Source organism: Thermosynechococcus sp. TG215, from assembly GCF_031583455.1.
GTDB lineage: Bacteria > Cyanobacteriota > Cyanobacteriia > Thermosynechococcales > Thermosynechococcaceae > Thermosynechococcus.
Genome location: NZ_CP134178.1, coordinates 2040866 through 2058908, shown reverse-complemented (window position 1 = coordinate 2058908; position 18043 = coordinate 2040866). Strand labels below are relative to the sequence as shown.

Here is an 18043-nt window from a genome sequence, read left to right as displayed (position 1 = left end):
GCCATAGGGAATCTTTTTACCGAAGCAGCATGGGTTCAAACTATCAAAACCAGCAAAACAGTAATGAGCAGCCCTGGGAGGAGGAAGACTTCGAGGAGGAGATGGAGCAACTCCGCCTTTACGATGATGACGGTCGCTTCCTCGACTGCTACATCGAGTTTCGTCTGAATGTGCAAGGGGAAACCTATGCGCTGCTGCGGCCAGTGGACTATCCCGTAGAAATTTTTGCGGTCGTGGTCGAAAACGACGAGGAAGAAACCTTGGTGCCCCTAGAGGAGCAGGAAATTGATGCGGTCTTTGATACAGCCCGTGCCATCCTTGAAGAACAAAACCTCACCCTCAAGCGCACTGCACTGACCCTCACCGTAGCGGGTGAACTACCGGATCTGGATGAAGATGAGATTCTCACGGTTGAAGTGGAAGCCGATGATGACATTGAGGAGTATCAACCCCTCGGCAGTAGCTTCTTTTGCGGTACGCGAGAATACAGCGTTTATACGCCCCTGAGTCCGACCCTGTACGTTGCCCGTCTTGTCCCCGGTCAAGAACCTGAACTCCTCTCTCCCCAAGATTTTCAACACCTGCAACCCCTCTTGGAACAGCATTTGGTGAGCCATCTCATTGAAGAGGAGGACTGGGAAGACTAGACCCTACAGATTCTTAGGGTTTGTAGCGTAGGATCGGCAGCCCCCACGATCTCTGCCCCCAGCTCTTGGAGGGTTTGCAAGGTTTCAATCACTGATGCAGTGATCCGTTCCCCGGCGATAACAGCGGGAATTCCCGGTGGGTAGGGGGAGAGTGTCTCGGCGCTAATCTCATTTAAGGCCGCCTTGAGGGGAACCGATGCCTGTGGGCAAAAGTAGGCGTCCCGTGGTGAGAGCGTAGGTTCTTCAAGGTTAGGGATTGGGGGGATGGCCAGTGGTGGCAGAGGGGCATGGTAGCAGTATTCGGCGCAAACACTTTTTAGGCGATCGGCCAAGATTTCGAGCATTGTTTGGCTGGTACCGAGGCCAAGGCAAAAGGTGAGCGATCGCCCGCTGGGAAATTCAGCAATGATCTGCGGTTGCAACAGCTCATCTAGGGCAAACCCCGTCAGACCGATCGACCACGTCCCTAGGGTCAATCGCAGCGGATCCTGAGGGATGCCTGTGGGCTGCCAGCGCGGCAAAGGCCATTGAGAGGTCTTAACCCACTGGAGAAGTCGGGCGTAGATTTGCTCTCCCTGCTCAGCCATCTGCACCCCCGCCCGCTCAAGGGCTGCCAAAAACCAATAGCTGGGACTGGTGGTTTGCACGAGGTTCAGGGCTTGACTCAAGCGCTCAGGGGACACCCGCTCCCCCTTCAGATGCAGCACTGCCGTTTGGGTTAACGTGCCGAGGGTTTTGTGCCACGACTGCACCACCACATCTGCGCCTGCGGCCAAAGCAGCTACCGGAAAGGCGGGATGATAGGCAAAATGACTGCCGTGGGCTTCATCGACAATGAGGGGCAAACCGTGGTCATGGACGCACTGAGCAATCTCGACCAAGGGTGAGCAAAGGCCTTCATAGGTGGGACTGACAAGCACAACCGCCTTGGTATCGGGATAGGCAGCCAAGCCGGCGGCAACCACATCACGGGTAATGGGCAACGGCAGCCCCCACTGGGGATCAACCGCGACTCCCAAATAGACGGGCTTCGCCCCCGTTAACACCAGTCCCGCAATCACTGAGCGGTGGACATTGCGCCCCACAAGAACGCGATCGCCCGGCCCTACCGTGGCTAGAAGTGCGGCTAAAAGACCACTGGTGGCACCATTCACCAAAAACCAAGCGCGATCGCTCCCCGCCGTCGCCGCTACCGCCGCCTGTGCCTCTGCCAGCACTCCTGTTGGCTGCGCCAAATTATCAAGGCCGGGCAACTCACTTAAATCTTGGGCTAAGGCCATTCCCCAAAGGGCACGCAACAGCGGTTCCATGCCTCGACCCCGTTGATGGCCGGGCGTGTGTAAGGGAATCGTGTGGTTTTGGGCTAAAAGAGCAGCAAGGAGAGAAATCGTCAACTAGAATGAGTATAAGGGTCTAAGTAATTATACGGATTTAGGGATGTCTATACCGCAAGACGATCGGTTGGAGTATTCACTGCTGTCGGAGCGTGAGCTACAGGTGTTGGAGCTTGTGGCGGCGGGGCTAACCAACCAAGACATTGCCGCCAAACTAGACATCAGCAAGCGTACGGTAGATAACCATATCAGTAATATTCTGATGAAAACAAAATCAGAAAATCGTGTGGCACTTGTGCGCTGGGCTTTAGCGTGGGGTAAAGTTTGCTTGAATGATGTCAATTGTTGTGCACTGCCCACCCCCCCTACCCAGCCCCATGAGTGAACGTGTGTACTACAATCCCCGCCTGCCACTGGCCGTCTATCGTGAGCTGGCTGCCCACTTGCAGTTACTTGATGGGATTTCTGTGCGGCTGTTGCCCCAAACCTGTTCCCGCTTTGACTACGAATTGAGCCAAATTGAAGGCATTGCCGTGACTTGGCCGCCAACGCCAAACATGCAAGCACGCTGTGAGGAGATTCTCCAACACTATGGACTGCAGTATGGGGACTGGCAGGGTTCACTATAGGTATGGTATTGCTGGAATGCCAATGCTGCTCCCTGCTGGAGACTAACGATGGAATCCGCAGAATTGCTCGCCTGCTATGCCAAGGGTCAAACCAATTTTCAAACTGTGAATCTGACTGGCCTCAATCTGGTTGGCGCCGATTTAATCGGCATTGATTTGCGGGGTGCTAGTTTACAGGGGGCACACTTGCAGTTCTGTCATTTTGGCCGTGCTGATTTTAGTTATGCTCTGTTGACGGGAGCACGCTTGGAAGGATGCAACTTTACCCAAGCAGTTTTTAACGATAGCCATTTTCGTGATGCCCAATGTCATGGTTGCGTTTTTGATCGCGCCAATTTGCAGGGGGCAGATCTCACATTGGCGGTTTTTCGCGACTGCAACTTCCTGAGTAGTGACTTGCGACAGGTGAATTTAAGCCATACGGTTTTGGCTGGCTCCTGTCTGCGCAGTGCTAACTTTCGCAAAGAGAACTATCAGGAGGGGGCAAGTCTGGTGGGTGCAGATCTCCGCCAAGTCGATCTCCAAGGAACGAATTTGGCAGGAGCGGATTTATCACGGGCTAACCTCAAGGGAGCCAATCTCAAGGAGGCCAACCTTAATGCCGCCAACCTGACCCAAGCCAATTTGGCAAATACCAATCTTCAGGGGGCGATTCTCACCCGTGCCATTCTCTATGAGGCGAATCTGGTGGGAAGCAACTTACGGCAGTCGCGGCTGGCTCAAGCAGACCTGCGGGGAGCGATTCTCACGCAAGCGGATTTAAGTCAAGCGATTCTCTCTGAGGCGCGGCTTGATGATGCCCAAGCTCAAGGGGTGAACTTGCGGGAAGCGGTTTTGAATAAGGCGGATTTGCGGCGTACGGATCTCACCGGGGCGGATTTGCAAGAAGCTCGCCTCATTGATGCCTACCTAGCCCGCACGAATCTCAAGGGTGCCAATTTACGTCAAGCCAACCTAATGCGTGCTGATCTCAGTAGTGCCCTGTTGCTGGAGGCTTGCTTGGAGCAGGCATTAATGCCCGATGGCAGTGTCTTTATCTAAAGCACTTGCTATAGTACAACAGAGACGCAGTTTCCCTGAGGGGTATGGCAGAGTTTGCAGCGGCACTGGCACCGGAGCTAACGATTCAGTGGGTGAATGCGATCGCCAGCGTTCCCGAGGAGCAGTGGGATGCTCTTGCGTTGCCCCTAGAAACCCCCTTCTTTGAATGGGAATGGCTGCACCAAATTGAAGCCTCTGGCAGTGCAACGCTGCAAACCGGTTGGCTCCCCCATCATCTCTTGGTTTGGCGCGATCGCCAAGGTCAGCGGGAACTGGTCGCTGCCGCTCCCCTCTATGTCAAAGGCCACAGTCAAGGGGAATTTGTCTTTGATCACCAATGGGCAGAGCTGGCGGCGCGGTTGGGCATTCGCTATTATCCGAAGCTGCTGGGGATGGCGCCCTTTACGCCGGCGGTGGGCTATCGCTTTCTCATGGCCGAGGGAGTGGATGTGGCTCTGATGACCAAGGTGATGCTCCACGAAATTGATCGCCTCTGTCAGCGTCACCGTTTTTCCAGTTGCCACTTTCTCTACGTCGATCCCCAATGGCAACCCGCTGCCGAAGCCTACGGTTATCGTGCGTGGCTCCACCACAGTTACATTTGGCAAAATCGCAACTATCAGACCTTTGACGACTATTTGGCGGACTTCAATGCCAACCAACGCCGCAACATCAAGCGGGAACGCAAGGCCGTGGCTCAAGCGGATCTCACGTTTCGAGTTCATCAGGGGGATGAGGTCAGCCGCAGCCTGTTGCGACAGATGTACGATTTCTATGCCGATACCTGCGACAAATTTGGCTGGTGGGGCAGCAAGTATCTAACACGGCAGTTTTTTGAAGCCCTGAGCGATCGCTATCGTCACCGCGTGGTGCTCTTTGCTGCCTATCCCAGCAATGGCGGTCAGCGTCCCATTGCCATGTCCTTTTGTATCACCAAGGGAGCCAATCTCTACGGTCGCTATTGGGGCAGTGCCCAGGAGATTGATTGCCTGCACTTCAATGCCTGTTACTATGAACCCATTGAATGGGCGATCGCCAACGGCATTCAGCGCTTTGATCCGGGAGCGGGCGGACGCCATAAAAAACGGCGGGGCTTCCCAGCGACGCCCAACTACAGCCTGCACCGCTTCTATGCACCGCAGTTAGCGCAAATTTTTGATCACTACATTGACCAGATCAATGACGAGGAGCAGCGGCTCATTGACACAATTAATGCCGACTTACCGATGAAGCAGCGCTAAGACTGGGAGGCCGTCACCAACTCTGGTGAAGCAGGGGTCTCTTGGAGATGGGCTAATTCGGCAACAAAATCACTAATCCCTTGGAACTGGCGATAGACCGAAGCAAAACGAACATAGGCCACTTCACTAAGATGACGCAGCCGTTGGAGTGCTGCTTCCCCCAATTCAGCGCTGGTGACTTCGCGGCGCGATCGCAACTGCAAATCCGCCTCAATATCATCTACGAGGGCTTCAATTTTTTGTTGGGGAATGTTGGTTTTGCCACAGGCGGTCATGATGCCCCGCAACAATTTTGAGCGATCAAAGGACTCGCGATCGCCATTGCGTTTAATGACCGTAATAGGAACGTACTCAATCCGCTCGTAGGTGGTGAAGCGACGGCTACATTGGAGGCACTCTCGACGCCGCCGAATACTTTGCCCCCCCTCTGCCGATCGAGACTCTAGAACCCGACTATCCGTATGGTGGCAATAGGGACACTGCATAGGGATCCCCGCTTATTTAGGCACCTGAGAGTATCATAGCCGATTCTTTCGAGCGATTAACATGCGCAAGGGCTGCGACAGCGTTTGTTAGGCTAGGGGTATCCATCGGGTATCCTGCCATGACCGATCCAAACCCCCAAAAGAAACGTAATCAACCCACGATCATTAACGTCGAGCCAGAAAATTTACTCCTCATTGCTGCCCTAAGCCTCTTTATTCCGCTGGTGATTGTGGGCTTTTTTGCGCACTAGGCTGAAAAAACCAACCGCCTTGCCGTTATCGTTCTGAAAAGAGTTTCGTTGCAACGACCCCTCAATGGCCGCAAAAAAGCCTAGAAGACCCTAAGGATTGACTATGACAAAAAAAATGTTAATGAATTATAAAGATAAGAGCAAAGGATGAGTCTAATCAATAAAAAGCAGCAAGAAACTAAAGAAAAATTTAGAACATTCACTGGGATTTTGTAGCCTAGGTAACTCCCTTCCCCCTAGGCGGGTGGTAGATTTTGAATGAAGCCAAAATTTTTCTAATTTTTCTATTGTTGCCTTGGCAAAGCAAACGGTAGGTAGTTATGCTGTACCTATCCATTTCCCAGATTTATCACCTACGGCGCCTACTGCGTCAGTATGCACCAATGCTCAAGCCTGTGATTGCTGAAGGGGTGGCTACGGCAAAAGCGGATCTGGGCGCTGTATTGGAGAGTCTTTATCCCGAGGCTGAGGAGTTGGCAACCGCCACCGAACAGTTGAGTCGGCTACTTCTTTTACATCAGAAAAAAAACCTCCTCTCTAGTGAGCAATATGAGGCAATTGTGCAGCAAATTTTCTGGATCTTGGGATTAAAATATACCTCACCAGAGGTGGGGCAACAATTAGATATTGCTTAACCAGTCAGGTTAGAAAATACAAAAATCTGCGGGGTTTGCAACGAATGATGTCGAAGGAGGCTCCAAGGGGAAGGGGTCTTTCTAGTGCCATTGGCTGGCTTCAGCTGTTATTTCCCAAACACCAAAGCTAGGATAGGATTATGGAGCACGATGCCTCGTTTTTGTTTCCTCAATTCGGTCGGCCAATCATGGGTGGGCAGGCGGGCTATGGATTTGATTTTCCAGCCAGTGCAGACCCCTACGAGTTGCTGCGGGGGGTTTGTGCCCGTTTACCTCTGCTGATCCTGTTCTATGACAATGAAGGGCAGATTTACTCCATCAACCAAGAGGTCACGACCCAATTGGGATGGGATATAGCAGATTTACTGTCGCAGGACTTTTTGAGTCAATGCTTTCCCGATTCAGAGACCCAGCGGCAAATTCACTATTGGATGATTCATGCTCCTAGCGGTTGGCAGGAGGTACCTGTCCATGGTGCAGATGGCCAAGTCCGAGAGGTGATCTGGGCTTTTGTGCGGTTTCCCAATGGCGCAGGCCTGATCTGCGGCTACAACATCACGGATATAAAGTTAACCCAAGCAGCGTTGCTGGAAACCAGCGATCGCTACGCGTTGCTCACCCGTGGCATCAATGATGGCATCTGGGACTGGAACTTGACGACCAATGAGACGTTTTATTCCTCGCGCTGGAAAAATATTCTCGGCTATCAGGATCACGAAATTGGCAACCACATTGACGATTGGCTCAAGCGGATACACCCCCAAGATGTTGAGCGGGTCAAATTGAATTTAATGCTCCATGTGCGCGGCCAAACCCCCCATTTTCACCAAGAGTTTCGCATTCAACATCGCAACGGCTCTTATCGCTGGGCGTTGGCACGGGGGCTGGTGCTGCGGGATACCCATGGCAATGCCATACGCTTTGCCGGTTCTTTAACCGACTTGACTGAGCATTACTTTGCAGAGAGGCAGTTGCTCCATGATGCCCTCCATGACTCGCTGACGGGGCTAGCCAATCGCACGCTCCTCTTTGACCGCATTGAACAGGCGGCTCGCCATGGTCGGCGTCGTCCCGACTACAAGTTTGCCATTTTGTTCATTGACATTGATCGGTTCAAGGTCATTAACGACAGCCTTGGCCACAGTTGCGGTGACTTGATTTTGATTGAATTGGCCAATCGCCTCACCCGAATTGTGCGCCCCGATGACACCGTGGCTCGTATTGGCGGCGATGAGTTTGTGATTTTGCTGGATGATATTCGTGACAACAACGATGCTTTGGGGGTGTGCGATCGCATTCGCTGTGAACTCGATAAACCCTTTATGGTCAAAGATCAACCAATTACGCTGCGGGTGAGTATCGGCGTGGCCACGCGATCGTCCCACATTGAAAAAGCAGAAAACTACTTGCGCAATGCCGATATTGCCATGTATCGTGCCAAGCTGGCGGGGGGCAATCGCTATCAAGTCTTTAGTGAAGAAATGCATTTGATGGCGCGCGATCGCCTCTCCCTTGAAGTGGGGTTGCGCCAAGCTATTGAGCGGGATGAATTTACCCTCTTTTATCAGCCCATCTATCGTCTTAGTGATAATCGTCTCTACGGTTTTGAAGCCCTGATTCGCTGGCAACATCCCACCCAAGGTTTATTACTGCCCGATCGCTTCATTCCCCTTGCTGAGGAAACGGGACTGATTTTGCCTATTGGCGATTGGGTGATCTGGCGGGCTTGCCGCGATCTTCAGCACTGGCACGAGCAATTTCCCCAGTGTCAGTTGTCTGTGAATGTGAATTTATCGAATCGGCAACTGATGTACCCTGCCCTTTTGGAGCAAATCTCAGCCGCCTTGGCGCAAACCCAGATTCCCCCCCATTGCCTGCACCTCGAAATGACCGAAAGTGTAGGCATTGATCAGCCCGATCAGGTGCGCGACATATTACTTAAACTCAAGGCTCAAGACATCAAGCTCAGCCTCGATGACTTTGGCACGGGTTATTCTTCCCTGTGCTACTTGACCAATCTTCCCATTGACATCCTCAAAATAGATCGCAGCTTTGTGAAGCTGATCACTGAAACCGAGCAAAAACCCCTTGTGATTGATGCCATTGTCAGCCTTGCCAAGGGATTGGAACTCGAAGTGATTGCCGAAGGGGTGGAGCATCCCTATCAAGTGACGCGACTGCGGGAACTGGGCTGTGACTATGCCCAAGGCTATTATTTCTCGCAACCCCTGAGTATTGAGCAGGTGGATGCCCTGTTGGCGCAGATTCATGCTACTTAGAAACACCATTTCTTGGAAACCCTAAGCATCTAGTGATGGGCTTCTGAACTGACGCGGTACATCAAGTATGTGCTGATGGCAATAATCAGAATTGCGGTGGCCAGATAGAGTAGGTCAAGGGGCGTTTTGACATTGAAGGCAATCAGTTGCTTAAAGAAAGTCACCACTAAAGCCATGACGATTGTTTTTAGCAGTTTATCCTTAAGCTGATCTAAGCTCTGAGCCTGCATCAGGGAAATATCAGTGGCGCGATCGCGAGCCAGACCCGCATCAATTTTAGAAATAAACAGTTCATAGATACCGAGGGCAAACAGCAACAAAATAATGCCAATTAAATACAAATCAATACCCGTGATGATGTAGCCAAGGGTTTTGATATAAATTGTGGAATCCCCATAATTGCGAAATTGGATGCCCAGCCCTAAAAGAATTTCATGACTGCCGAGAATAAATAGAGCAAAGGTACTGAGTAGGCTAAAAATGACGGGAATAATGACAAAAAGACGGAAATACCAGAGAAAAGGCTCAACAAGCCTCTCCAGTTGGGATAATCTTCGCATTACCAAGAGCACCAAAAGCTCCTAACATCCTAGCAGAGGCACTCGCCAATCAAAGAAGGTGGGCAATGTTGGGGGAGTAATAGCTAGGGGTTAGTAGTTGAAGATTACTAGCAAAGGAGTAGGAGCCTATTGGGATAATTCTTTAATCAAGAGGTTGCCCATTTCGCGACAGCCCACCAGCGTACAGCCCTCAGCCATTAAATCGCCAGTGCGGTAGCCTTGATCTAAAACAGCAGTAATCGCTTCTTCGATCGCTTGCGCTGCTGCTGGTTGGTTGAGGCCATAACGCAGCATCATGGCCGCACTGAGTACCATTGCCAGAGGGTTGGCTTTGTCTTGGCCGGCAATGTCGGGCGCCGAGCCATGAACCGGTTCAAACAGACCCGGCCCGGATTCCCCTAGGCTGGCGGAGGGAAGCATACCAATACTGCCCGTGAGCATGGCAGCAATATCGGAGAGAATATCACCAAATAAGTTACTGGTGACAATTGTGTCAAACTGTTTCGGGGCACGCACCAGTTGCATTGCGGCATTGTCCACATAGAGGTGGGTGAGTTCCACATCGGGATATTCAGCGCTAAGCGCAGTCAGGCGATCGCGCCACAGTTGGGAAACTTCAAGGACATTGGCTTTATCCACCGAGCAGAGTTTGCCCTGCCGTTTGCGAGCCGTTTCAAAGGCCACGCGGCCAATGCGATCAATTTCCGTGGCGGTGTAGGCCATCGTATTCACCCCCCGCTGCTCACCCGTTTCCGTGGTGAAAATACCGCGCGGTTGACCAAAGTAAATGCCGCCAGTCAGTTCACGCACCACCATGAGATCCACGCCGGCAATCACTTCCGGCTTCAGGGACGAGGCATGGAGCAGTTGCGGAAAAATCTTGGCGGGGCGTAAGTTAGCAAATAAACCCAGACCAGCGCGAAGGGCAAGTAATCCCGTCTCCGGGCGCAGATGACGGGGTAAGCTATCCCACTGCGTTCCGCCAATGGCGGCTAAAAGCACGGCATCACTTTGCCGACAGGTTTCCAGCGTTGCTGCTGGCAAGGGTTCCCCCACAGCATCAATGGCAGAGCCGCCCACAAGGGCAGGAATAAAGTCAAAGGCCAATTCAAAGCGAGGGGCGATCGCCTGTAACACATCGAGGGCAACAGCCGTAATTTCTGGACCAATACCATCCCCGGCCAAAACAGCAATGCGATACGTGGTTGCCATGCCTGTCTCAAAATCACCGATCTTCTAATCTACACCAGCAGCGGTCTTCCCTTGAGGCTATTCCGAGAGATAGCCATCCGGCAAAATCGCCTCGCTCATATCCACAGCACTGAGATCAACGCCATTGAGGCTGGCACCGGTAAGAATCGCTTCAATGAGATTGGCTCCCCGCAGATCGGCACCGCTGAGATTCGCCCCCATTAAGTTGGCACCAATGAGAATCGCGGAACTGAGATCGGCTCCCCGCAACAGTGCTTGGGCAAGGCTCACTCCCCGTAAATCGGCACCAACAAGATTGGCTTTGTCCAAACAGGCATGGCGTAAGTTGGCTTCTTTGAAGGCCACTTCCCGCAAATGGGCTTCCTCAAGACGGGCACGACGCAGATTCGCCCCAATCAGGACGGCTCGCTCTAAATTGGCTTGGTACAGATTGGTGGCACTGAGGTTGGCACCGCGCAAATTGGCCTGTACCAGTTGACTTTCCCGCAAGACGGCATCCGCAAGATCAGCGCCCCGCAGGTAGGCTTCCGTTAAGTTGGCACGGGTGAGGTTGGCACGTTCTAGCTCAGCAAGGGTAAGATCCGTGAGCGTCAAATTAGCATCCCGCAAAATCGCTTCACTCAGTTGGGCACCGGTGAGGTTGGCTTCACTGAGATCGGCATTGGCAAGGTTGGCACGGCTGAGATCCGCCCCCGTTAGGTTGGCCTTGCGCAACGACACCCAGCGGAGATCGGCACTGATTAAAATCACGCCCCGCAGATCCGCCCCCCGCAAATCCGCCTGACTAAGATTCACGCCAGTGAGAATTGCCCCCCGCAAATCAGCCCCTTGCAGGTTCGTGCTCTGTAGGGCAGCATCAGTGAGATCGGCACGGGAAAGATCAATGCCCGTCAAAATACACCGACTCAGGTTAGCACGGCGCAAGCGTACCCCGGCAAAGTCGCGATCGCCCACGCTATATCGTTTCAGCAAAACATCTGGTTCCACAGTAATTCAGTCATGTCCTTCAGTAGCAAATCTGCGTCTAGTTTTAGGGTTCCCCCGGCGTTGGCTGAACCTCCGGTGGTGAGAGGGGTTTTAGGCGAATTCGAGCCATGTAGTGGGTAAACTGATTATCTCGCACCTGACTGGTAATGCCTAGGGCAGCAAAGGGTTGGAGCGATCGCGCGATTTCAGGGGCTAACTGTGGCAACAGCAAGTTATTTTGCAACGGCGCCAAATCACTCAAATTGAGGTAAAACTGGGTGCCCTTGGGATGGGGCAGCACTGCACGATAGAGGGGAGAGTCAGCCAAGGAGCGCGTAGGGGGGGTACGCATATCCGTCAACGGGCCAAGTCCCAAAAAGAGGGTCTGGTCATTTAGCCAGCCATGCTGCCCCACCGGCAAGCCCGGCGGAATGCGCCAAGTGGTGAGGGGTTGCGGTTCAGGGGCGGTTTGTTGTACTTGCCACCGTAGGCGATCGCGAATTTGGCTATCGAGCTGGCTCAGGGTTTGACTCGCTTGGGGGCGATCGCCGGTCTGACTGAGAAAGAGCAAACTAGGGGCATTGCCTAGGGCGGGAACGGGCACAAAGGCAGCAGCAAATTCGCCATCCATCCAAGGCACAAAGGCCTGTTGCCAATCGAGGCCAGTGAGATCTTTAACCGTGCTGGCGATCGTCTCTTTCACTGAGGCGGGGGTATTCTGCCATAAATTCTTAAAGGAGCCTGTACCGTAAAAAGCAAGGGTCGTTTCAGGCACAAGACGACTAAGTTCACGGCTTTGACCTTCACTGACCAGGGCTGGATTCTGCTCAGGGCGCCAAGTCACCGCCTCCAATTCGATTTGCTCAGGGGTCATGTCTGCGGTGAGCACCATCCCTTGCAGTTCCCGCGGGGGTTCAGGCAGACTTCCTTCAGGGGCGGCCATCTGACTGGCTAAAAAGGCGGGTAGGTTCAAATAAAGTTCCACCAAAGGGCGATGATCCGATAACCCTTTCACTGCCTGTTGATAGGTGGGCTGGCTGCCAATGCCGTTGTTGGCTTGGGCGGTGGCAATGACTTGTTGCAGGGCGCTCTGGTGCTGACTCCAAATGATGTAGGCCTGATTCTCATGCGTAATAAGGGCGATCGCGCCGCTATCGGGGTCAGGGAGAATCCCCTTGGCCTTGAAGATTTTCACGCCGTTGATTTCTGTGATCGGCTCGCCAATGACGCTTTGCAGCAGTTGCTCCCCCATCGGTACATTTAGGGTCGGCACAATCCAAACGTGGGGCGGTACCGGCAATTCTCTGACGGACTCTGGGGTAATGGGCAACAAGACCACTGTGGCTTGGTCACCAATAAACGGGCGCACATCCTTGAGGTAATCCAGTTGCGCCAGATTCACCCCCTCTGGCGAGAGCGGATCATAGCTGGGGTTCAACCAAGGTTGGGCTTGTAACAGGCCACTTTTGGCAAGGGCTTCCCAAGGCTTGGGATCCGTGGGTAAAGTGAGGGTCAGTAGGGCGCTATTGGGGGCGATCGCCATTCCGGGCGCGATCGGACGTTGACTAAACCGTTGCCACAGGAAGACCCCCGCAGCGGCGGCTGCCCCGGCAATAACCACAGCAATACCCCCCACCAGCCAAGGGCGGAACCGACGGGGAGACTGAACCGAAGGCTGAGATTCCGTGGTCATCGCAACTCTCCAACGGGATGGTAAAGTGTGGTGCGCTGACATGGGGTTCGCCCTAAGGAGCCAATTGCGGCCACCAGATCTGCTGGACTAACGCCCGTGCCCCCCTGCGCTCCAGCCACTGAGGTAATGTGTTCTTCCATCAGTGTTCCCCCCAAATCATTACAGCCCCAATTCAGGGCCATGGTTGCCCCCTCAAGACCCAGTTTGACCCAACTAGGCTGATGGTTCGGAATCCATCGCCCTAAAAACAACCGCGCCACTGCCGTTAGCACCAATGTCGGTAATAACTGCGGTTGGTGGTGTCCTACCCATTGTCGCATTGCCTTGGGGGCAAGTTCCCCCACATAGGGCAGCAGAATAAACTCGGTAATTCGCGCGGGATAGTCGTGTTCCAAAGCCCTTTGCTGAAGTTGCTGTAGGTGTTGTAGGTGAGCCACCTGATCCGCTGGCGTTTCAATGTGGCCGCAGAGCATTGTGCTGGTTGTCCATACCCCCAAACGATGGGCGGTTTCAACAATCTCTAGCCATGTCGCGGTGTTTATTTTCTCAGGACAGATTTTTGAGCGCACCCGATCCACCAACACCTCCGCAGCGGTACCGGGCATGGAGTCCACCCCAGTCTGATGCAGAACATCAATCACTTGGGCATAGGAGAGGCCATCCTCGCGGGCAATGAATTGAATTTCTTGGGGCGAAAAGGCGTGGAGATGGATTTCAGGAAAGGCCGTTTTAATGTCCCGCACGAGGGATTGGTAATAGCGCAAACTGGAGCCACATTCTTTAGCGGCTGGATTGAGTCCCCCCTGCATACAGATTTCTGTCGCCCCTTGGGCAACTGCATCAGCCACTTTGCTCAGGATCGTGTCAATGTCGAGCCAGTAGGCATCGGCAGCGGTGGCATCGCGACGAAAGGCACAAAAGCCACAGTGTTGCTCGCAGATATTCGTGAAGTTGATGTTGCGGTTGATCACATAGGTGACGGTGTCGCCTACCTGTTGTTGGCGCAGGCGATCGCTCGCGGTTTGTAGTGCCCTGAGGAGGGGGGGCAATGGTTCTTGAGGATCACTGCTTGCGGCTAAGGGAAGAGCGGCTGTCAAAAGGGTGAGGGCTTGTTGGGCAGAAATGCCATTGTTGGCAAGAGCCGCCTCTAGCTCAGCGATCGCCCCTATGGTCTGCATCGAATCTACTCCACCTTTAGGAAATTAGGTCACTCTTTCTTTAGCTTAAGCACAGCCCTTTTCTAAAATATGGGAGACGTGGAAGGGGGAATGGCAATGGCAGCAGAAGCGGTGGGCATGGTGCAGGTCTTGGGGTACCCGGCAGCCCTTGCTGTGGCCGATACCTTGGTCAAAGCAGCTCAGGTTACCCTTGTCAGTTGTGAGGGGATTGGTGCGGGTTATTGGACAGTGGTGATTCGGGGAGAGGTGGCGGACGTGAATGCAGCAGTTCGAGCAGCGCGATCGCTCAGTGGCCACGAGGTCATTTCCCATCAGATTATTGGCCGTCCCGATGGCAATCTCGAACCGGTTTTACCGATTGTAGTCCCGCAGCAGCCACCCGAGGATTTTCTACTTTAAGGTGTTTTTTTAAGGTGTTTTGAATGGGCGGCTGAGGTAGGAGCCGTCGCACTGACCGTACTAGGCTATCAATGGCGGTAGCTGGAATAAAGTAAGCCGCATTATGCTTTGTTTGAAAACAACCTAGGGCAGCCTCTAGATCCCCTTCAGCACCAATCCATTCCCAAAACTGAGGAAAAGCGGTTTGAATGTCCGCTAAATCAATCGTCATTTTGTGGGTTTTGTCCCGCAGAAAGAGTTCAATGTTGCTATTCACCGTATGGCAATCGTCCAAACACACCTCTAAGGGGTCAGCATTGGCTGGCAAGTTGAGCAAGATGCCCTCGCGGTATGCTTTCATCATCTAGATGCCATAGCGCTGGCGGTAGCTGCGGGCAACACTGAGGTCATCCCGCCGCAGGTGAACGTCGTAGGCGCGATCGCCATAGGTTTGATCGAGTCGTCCCAAAAACCAAGAAAGGCGATTATCCACTTCTAATGTGGCGATCGGGGTAGGCCAAACGCACCTCACCGAGCAGGAATGTCCGCGACTCATGGGCACTGCTGAAATTGGTGATGAAGGTGGAAGCTTTGGCAAACGTGACCGAACCGCAGCGACCGGTACAGAGGACAAAAACGTTCATAACGCTAGCGGGCTCCTTGCAGTTGCTTCACTTGCTCAGGGGTGAGAATTGTCAGCATTTCGACGCGGGTATCCTGCATCACCTTCGAGAGTTGTGTCTTTTGATCAGGGCGCAACGAAACGGCGTCCATGGCTTCACCGGTAGATTTCCCCTGTTTGATGGCATTGCGAAAGATGCGCTGCTGGTGGCGATCAAGGATCTTGAGGATGCGATCGTTGGTGCGCAGGGTTAGCCGCAGTACGGCCTGTTTTTGCTCAACACTGAGATTGAGTTTTTTCATTTGCTCAGCAGTCAATAGGCCGCCACTGGTTTGAGCCACGACTTGGGGTGGAATGACTGTGCCACTGATGCCAATAATCAAGGCGATCGCCACCATGAATCGCTGAATATTCTTTTTCATCGCTGCCACCTCACCACTGCTGCTACGCTTGTTGCTACCCCCATTCTAGGCTGTCCAAGCGGGATGATTGAGCAGGGCGTTGATCACCTGTACGCCCCGCAGTTGATTGGTCAGGGGTAAATGTCCGCGCGGGGCACTCAAGTCCCAGATAAATTCATTCGGATAGCGCGGCCACCGCTTGCCCTGCCGCCAGCCAATTTTCTCCCACAGCCGATCCCAGTTTTGACCGCAGCCTAGCCACAGTTGCCGTTGCACCGAATAGCCAAAGCGACCCAAGGAAAAGGCGAGCCACAATTGATCAATGGTTTGTAAATCCACAATCGGGAATTGCTCCACCTCCGTAAAGTAGAGCCAGCGGCGTTTTTGTGCCAAAGGACCCGCCAGTTCACAGAGCTTTTGCGTCGTCAGGCGATCGGCGGCTTCAAATTTTTCGGCCACCAGGAGTTCAGCCAGTTCCTGATAGTCCACCCCGCGATCGGAGCGCAGCGGGATCACCCCTTGGGGATAGTGTTGTTGCAAAAAGGCTTGCACAGAGGCTTCTGGGCTGTGGAATAGGAGACGATAGGCCTGACCGCGGATCCAAGGGGCGGGTGGGGGGGAAAAGGTGGCACTGTCTTTGAGGAATTCCTGCAAGAGGTGATAGCCTTCACTGCCTGCCGTACTCAGGGTGCTCATGGCGGCCAGTTGGGATTTTTCGTTGCCGTTGTACAACTGCTCCCGTAAATCGGCTAAGGCTGGTTCTGTGGTGACCATGCGCCCGGTGACTCCTCCCCATGCAACTCTAAAATGCGTTGGACGATCGCCGTTGTCGAACTGGGAACCTCTACTTGAATGAGTTCAATGCGACCACCATAGCGCTGCACAGCCGCCGCTTCCGGTAGGGTCTCCAGTTGGTAATCGCCCCCCTTGACGTAGATCTCCGGTTGGAGAACCTCGATCAGGCTCGTGGCAGTGCGATCGCTAAATAGCACCACCGCATCTACTGATCGTAAACTAGCAAGCACCTCTGCCCGCTGCTGTTCGGGAATAATTGGCCGTTTTGGCTTTAGAGTTGCCACGGAGCGATCGCTATTCAAGCCCACCACCAAGCGTTTGCCCAGGGCACGGGCTGCTGCCAGATAGCGGACATGACCCGCATGGATCAGGTCAAAACAGCCATTGGTAAACACCAAAGGGCGCCAGTCTTGGGGCGCAGCATTGATGGTAGCCACAAGGGCTTCAAGGGTGTAAAGGTTCAGGGGACTTCTCCTAAGAACACTAACTGAGCGTGCCACGAAATAGCCCTTGGGGACGTACTAAAAGCACCGCCATCATGATCACTAGGGCAACGGCCAGCTTGTATTCAGAAGGAATCATCAGGGTACTCATCTCCTGAGCCACGCCAATAATCAGGGCGCCAGCGATCGCCCCATAGGGATTACCAATGCCACCGAGAATTACACTGGCAAACAGGGGCAAGATCAAAAACCAGCCCATCGTTGGCCGCACAGCGGTAATCAGGCCATAGAGACCCCCGGCCACCCCCGTGAGCACCCCCGCCAAGAGCCAAGTACACAGCACCACCCACTCGACATCAATCCCCGAAACCCGCGCCAAGTCGAGATCATCGGCTACGGCTCGCATGGCTTTGCCCACCTTGGTGCGTTGCAGGATCAAGTGCACAGTGGCGATCGCCACCACCGCCAAAATCATGACAATCACCTTCGAGTAAATAATTTTCACGCCCCAAAAATCAAGGGCAGGCATCACTGGCAGCCGATAGGTTTGGTTTTCACTGCCCCAGATGAGAATCACAGCATTGCGCAGCAGAAATGAAAGACCAATGGAAATAATAATCAGAGTTGTTGAGGTTGCGCGGCGATCGCGCATCGGCTGCCACAGGAGCTTCTCACTCAGGAGCATCAACCCTGCCGTTCCCAAGCCACCGATCGCCATTGAGAGCCAAATATCCAGTCCTGTTGCATTAGCCACCAGCGTTAGGTAGGCTCCCGCCGTCATAAAGTCGCCGTGGGCAAAATTGGGCAGGCGCAAAATCCCAAATGTGAGCGTCAAACCCACTGCTGCGAGGGCAATAATACTGCCCACCGCCAATCCGTTAACAAAGAGTTGAATCAGTTGAATATCCATGAACGATTGCGACTAAAATTTGAGAAAACGTGAAAGGGGCAGCACCTGCTCATAGAATAGCGATCAGTGGGGGGTTTAGACGAGAGCATTTTCTCTCACTGGAAAAAGTGAGTTCTATCTCGAAAGCTTCAAGCCAAACCCAAGATTATATCTTGATTTATACTGCCAAAATGTAGCGACAATAACAAATAATAGTACGGATTCCCGAAGTTTCAGGTAGGGATTTACCCCCTTGGTCTTTTTCAGTGAGATTGCGTACCGTTGAGGCAGCCATGCTGCTGAGTCAATCGCGCGATTAGCATCAAGGCAGCGGTGACCAACCGTATTGTTCGAGGAGGCTTGT

23 protein-coding genes are annotated in these 18043 nt (G+C 53.2%); 9 read left to right on the top strand and 14 right to left on the bottom strand.

Going from position 1 to position 18043, the window contains the following annotated elements; translation table 11 throughout:
* The first annotated feature begins 101 nt into the window (after positions 1-101).
* Complete coding sequence (locus RHJ02_RS10095) at positions 102-647, top strand: DUF3727 domain-containing protein (RefSeq protein ID WP_225901561.1); 546 nt, start codon at positions 102-104, stop codon at positions 645-647.
* On the opposite strand, the gene RHJ02_RS10090 is transcribed toward RHJ02_RS10095, so the two are convergent.
* Positions 644-2041 (bottom strand): aminotransferase class I/II-fold pyridoxal phosphate-dependent enzyme, encoded by a 1398-nt coding sequence (locus RHJ02_RS10090; RefSeq protein ID WP_206200053.1) that lies wholly within the window; start codon positions 2039-2041, stop codon positions 644-646. The genes RHJ02_RS10095 and RHJ02_RS10090 overlap by 4 nt on opposite strands.
* A gap of 43 nt (positions 2042-2084) precedes the next feature.
* On the opposite strand from RHJ02_RS10090, the gene RHJ02_RS10085 reads away from it, so the two are divergent.
* From RHJ02_RS10085 to RHJ02_RS10070, 4 genes are read left to right on the top strand one after another with little or no spacing between them, the layout of a single operon-like run.
* A complete protein-coding gene (locus tag RHJ02_RS10085; RefSeq protein ID WP_011057702.1) occupies positions 2085-2366 on the top strand; it encodes a helix-turn-helix transcriptional regulator in 282 nt (93 codons plus the stop codon).
* Positions 2359-2610: a hypothetical protein gene (locus tag RHJ02_RS10080; protein WP_302678207.1), complete on the top strand. Its 252-nt coding sequence runs from the start codon at positions 2359-2361 to the stop codon at positions 2608-2610. Before RHJ02_RS10085 ends, RHJ02_RS10080 begins: the two co-directional genes overlap by 8 nt.
* 48 nt (positions 2611-2658) lie before the next feature.
* A complete protein-coding gene (locus RHJ02_RS10075) occupies positions 2659-3651 on the top strand; it encodes a pentapeptide repeat-containing protein (RefSeq protein ID WP_310742995.1) in 993 nt (330 codons plus the stop codon).
* A gap of 44 nt (positions 3652-3695) precedes the next feature.
* On the top strand, positions 3696-4892 hold the full coding sequence (locus RHJ02_RS10070; protein ID WP_310800184.1) for a GNAT family N-acetyltransferase: 1197 nt from the start codon (positions 3696-3698) through the stop codon (positions 4890-4892).
* Here RHJ02_RS10070 and nrdR read toward each other — a convergent pair.
* On the bottom strand, positions 4889-5377 hold the full coding sequence (gene nrdR, locus RHJ02_RS10065) for a transcriptional regulator NrdR (protein ID WP_206200049.1): 489 nt from the start codon (positions 5375-5377) through the stop codon (positions 4889-4891). The two genes, RHJ02_RS10070 and nrdR, sit on opposite strands and share 4 nt — an antisense overlap.
* Before the next feature lie 119 nt (positions 5378-5496).
* Between nrdR and RHJ02_RS10060 the strand changes: the two genes are divergently transcribed.
* The 3 genes from RHJ02_RS10060 (at position 5497) to RHJ02_RS10050 (ending at position 8542) form a co-directional block, all read left to right on the top strand.
* Entirely contained in the window at positions 5497-5628 is a 132-nt protein-coding gene (locus RHJ02_RS10060; RefSeq protein WP_302677689.1) for a hypothetical protein, read from the top strand.
* Positions 5629-5948: 320 nt separating this feature from the next.
* The gene (locus RHJ02_RS10055; protein WP_302678206.1) at positions 5949-6263 is read left to right on the top strand and encodes a hypothetical protein; all 315 of its coding nucleotides are present in this window, start codon (positions 5949-5951) and stop codon (positions 6261-6263) included.
* Between the two features lie 140 nt (positions 6264-6403).
* On the top strand, positions 6404-8542 hold the full coding sequence (locus RHJ02_RS10050) for an EAL domain-containing protein (protein ID WP_310800183.1): 2139 nt from the start codon (positions 6404-6406) through the stop codon (positions 8540-8542).
* A gap of 29 nt (positions 8543-8571) precedes the next feature.
* Here the strand turns inward: RHJ02_RS10050 and RHJ02_RS10045 are convergent, their stop codons facing one another.
* The 5 genes from RHJ02_RS10045 to cofH all read right to left on the bottom strand — a co-directional run bounded on the left by RHJ02_RS10045 (position 8572) and on the right by cofH (position 14151).
* Positions 8572-9102 (bottom strand): YqhA family protein, encoded by a 531-nt coding sequence (locus RHJ02_RS10045; protein ID WP_310742992.1) that lies wholly within the window; start codon positions 9100-9102, stop codon positions 8572-8574.
* Between the two features lie 126 nt (positions 9103-9228).
* The gene (gene leuB, locus RHJ02_RS10040) at positions 9229-10314 is read right to left on the bottom strand and encodes a 3-isopropylmalate dehydrogenase (protein WP_310800182.1); all 1086 of its coding nucleotides are present in this window, start codon (positions 10312-10314) and stop codon (positions 9229-9231) included.
* A gap of 57 nt (positions 10315-10371) precedes the next feature.
* Entirely contained in the window at positions 10372-11286 is a 915-nt protein-coding gene (locus RHJ02_RS10035) for a pentapeptide repeat-containing protein (RefSeq protein ID WP_302677693.1), read from the bottom strand.
* A 58-nt stretch (positions 11287-11344) separates the two neighbouring features.
* Positions 11345-12973 (bottom strand): DUF3352 domain-containing protein, encoded by a 1629-nt coding sequence (locus RHJ02_RS10030; RefSeq protein ID WP_310800181.1) that lies wholly within the window; start codon positions 12971-12973, stop codon positions 11345-11347.
* Positions 12970-14151 carry a 7,8-didemethyl-8-hydroxy-5-deazariboflavin synthase subunit CofH gene (gene cofH, locus RHJ02_RS10025; RefSeq protein WP_206200043.1) on the bottom strand — a complete coding sequence of 394 codons (1182 nt, stop codon included), beginning with the start codon at positions 14149-14151 and terminating at the stop codon, positions 12970-12972. The genes RHJ02_RS10030 and cofH overlap by 4 nt, the downstream gene beginning before the upstream one ends.
* Before the next feature lie 96 nt (positions 14152-14247).
* Between cofH and RHJ02_RS10020 the strand changes: the two genes are divergently transcribed.
* Complete coding sequence (locus tag RHJ02_RS10020; protein ID WP_206201682.1) at positions 14248-14550, top strand: carbon dioxide-concentrating mechanism protein CcmK; 303 nt, start codon at positions 14248-14250, stop codon at positions 14548-14550.
* Here RHJ02_RS10020 and RHJ02_RS10015 read toward each other — a convergent pair.
* From RHJ02_RS10015 to RHJ02_RS09985, 7 genes are read right to left on the bottom strand one after another with little or no spacing between them, the layout of a single operon-like run.
* The gene (locus RHJ02_RS10015) at positions 14468-14893 is read right to left on the bottom strand and encodes a hypothetical protein (RefSeq protein WP_206200042.1); all 426 of its coding nucleotides are present in this window, start codon (positions 14891-14893) and stop codon (positions 14468-14470) included. The two genes, RHJ02_RS10020 and RHJ02_RS10015, sit on opposite strands and share 83 nt — an antisense overlap.
* Positions 14894-15022, bottom strand: a complete 129-nt coding sequence (locus RHJ02_RS10010; protein ID WP_255521451.1) for a hypothetical protein — start codon at positions 15020-15022, stop codon at positions 14894-14896.
* On the bottom strand, positions 15015-15173 hold the full coding sequence (locus RHJ02_RS10005; protein ID WP_310453753.1) for a hypothetical protein: 159 nt from the start codon (positions 15171-15173) through the stop codon (positions 15015-15017). Before RHJ02_RS10005 ends, RHJ02_RS10010 begins: the two co-directional genes overlap by 8 nt.
* Positions 15174-15177: 4 nt before the next feature.
* Positions 15178-15573 carry a Spy/CpxP family protein refolding chaperone gene (locus RHJ02_RS10000; protein ID WP_310800180.1) on the bottom strand — a complete coding sequence of 132 codons (396 nt, stop codon included), beginning with the start codon at positions 15571-15573 and terminating at the stop codon, positions 15178-15180.
* Positions 15574-15618: 45 nt separating this feature from the next.
* On the bottom strand, positions 15619-16326 hold the full coding sequence (locus RHJ02_RS09995) for a GUN4 domain-containing protein (protein ID WP_286669057.1): 708 nt from the start codon (positions 16324-16326) through the stop codon (positions 15619-15621).
* On the bottom strand, positions 16302-16847 hold the full coding sequence (rfaE2, locus tag RHJ02_RS09990; RefSeq protein ID WP_149819067.1) for a D-glycero-beta-D-manno-heptose 1-phosphate adenylyltransferase: 546 nt from the start codon (positions 16845-16847) through the stop codon (positions 16302-16304). The genes RHJ02_RS09995 and rfaE2 overlap by 25 nt, the downstream gene beginning before the upstream one ends.
* Complete coding sequence (locus RHJ02_RS09985) at positions 16831-17700, bottom strand: branched-chain amino acid ABC transporter permease (RefSeq protein ID WP_149819065.1); 870 nt, start codon at positions 17698-17700, stop codon at positions 16831-16833. Before RHJ02_RS09985 ends, rfaE2 begins: the two co-directional genes overlap by 17 nt.
* Positions 17701-18043 lie beyond the last annotated feature (343 nt).

What these genes read in the sequence shown, in the direction of transcription:
- RHJ02_RS10095 (WP_225901561.1), top strand. Translation starts at nt 102, where the DNA reads ATGGAGCAACTCCGCCTTTACGATGATGACGGTCGCTTCCTCGACTGC.
- RHJ02_RS10085 (WP_011057702.1), top strand. Translation starts at nt 2,085, where the DNA reads ATGTCTATACCGCAAGACGATCGGTTGGAGTATTCACTGCTGTCGGAG.
- RHJ02_RS10080 (WP_302678207.1), top strand. Translation starts at nt 2,359, where the DNA reads ATGAGTGAACGTGTGTACTACAATCCCCGCCTGCCACTGGCCGTCTAT.
- RHJ02_RS10075 (WP_310742995.1), top strand. Translation starts at nt 2,659, where the DNA reads ATGGAATCCGCAGAATTGCTCGCCTGCTATGCCAAGGGTCAAACCAAT.
- RHJ02_RS10070 (WP_310800184.1), top strand. Translation starts at nt 3,696, where the DNA reads ATGGCAGAGTTTGCAGCGGCACTGGCACCGGAGCTAACGATTCAGTGG.
- nrdR (WP_206200049.1), bottom strand. Translation starts at nt 5,377, where the DNA reads ATGCAGTGTCCCTATTGCCACCATACGGATAGTCGGGTTCTAGAGTCT.
- RHJ02_RS10060 (WP_302677689.1), top strand. Translation starts at nt 5,497, where the DNA reads ATGACCGATCCAAACCCCCAAAAGAAACGTAATCAACCCACGATCATT.
- RHJ02_RS10055 (WP_302678206.1), top strand. Translation starts at nt 5,949, where the DNA reads ATGCTGTACCTATCCATTTCCCAGATTTATCACCTACGGCGCCTACTG.
- RHJ02_RS10050 (WP_310800183.1), top strand. Translation starts at nt 6,404, where the DNA reads ATGGAGCACGATGCCTCGTTTTTGTTTCCTCAATTCGGTCGGCCAATC.
- RHJ02_RS10045 (WP_310742992.1), bottom strand. Translation starts at nt 9,102, where the DNA reads ATGCGAAGATTATCCCAACTGGAGAGGCTTGTTGAGCCTTTTCTCTGG.
- leuB (WP_310800182.1), bottom strand. Translation starts at nt 10,314, where the DNA reads ATGGCAACCACGTATCGCATTGCTGTTTTGGCCGGGGATGGTATTGGT.
- RHJ02_RS10030 (WP_310800181.1), bottom strand. Translation starts at nt 12,973, where the DNA reads ATGACCACGGAATCTCAGCCTTCGGTTCAGTCTCCCCGTCGGTTCCGC.
- cofH (WP_206200043.1), bottom strand. Translation starts at nt 14,151, where the DNA reads ATGCAGACCATAGGGGCGATCGCTGAGCTAGAGGCGGCTCTTGCCAAC.
- RHJ02_RS10020 (WP_206201682.1), top strand. Translation starts at nt 14,248, where the DNA reads ATGGCAGCAGAAGCGGTGGGCATGGTGCAGGTCTTGGGGTACCCGGCA.
- RHJ02_RS10015 (WP_206200042.1), bottom strand. Translation starts at nt 14,893, where the DNA reads ATGATGAAAGCATACCGCGAGGGCATCTTGCTCAACTTGCCAGCCAAT.
- RHJ02_RS10005 (WP_310453753.1), bottom strand. Translation starts at nt 15,173, where the DNA reads ATGAACGTTTTTGTCCTCTGTACCGGTCGCTGCGGTTCGGTCACGTTT.
- RHJ02_RS10000 (WP_310800180.1), bottom strand. Translation starts at nt 15,573, where the DNA reads ATGAAAAAGAATATTCAGCGATTCATGGTGGCGATCGCCTTGATTATT.
- RHJ02_RS09995 (WP_286669057.1), bottom strand. Translation starts at nt 16,326, where the DNA reads ATGGTCACCACAGAACCAGCCTTAGCCGATTTACGGGAGCAGTTGTAC.
- RHJ02_RS09985 (WP_149819065.1), bottom strand. Translation starts at nt 17,700, where the DNA reads ATGGATATTCAACTGATTCAACTCTTTGTTAACGGATTGGCGGTGGGC.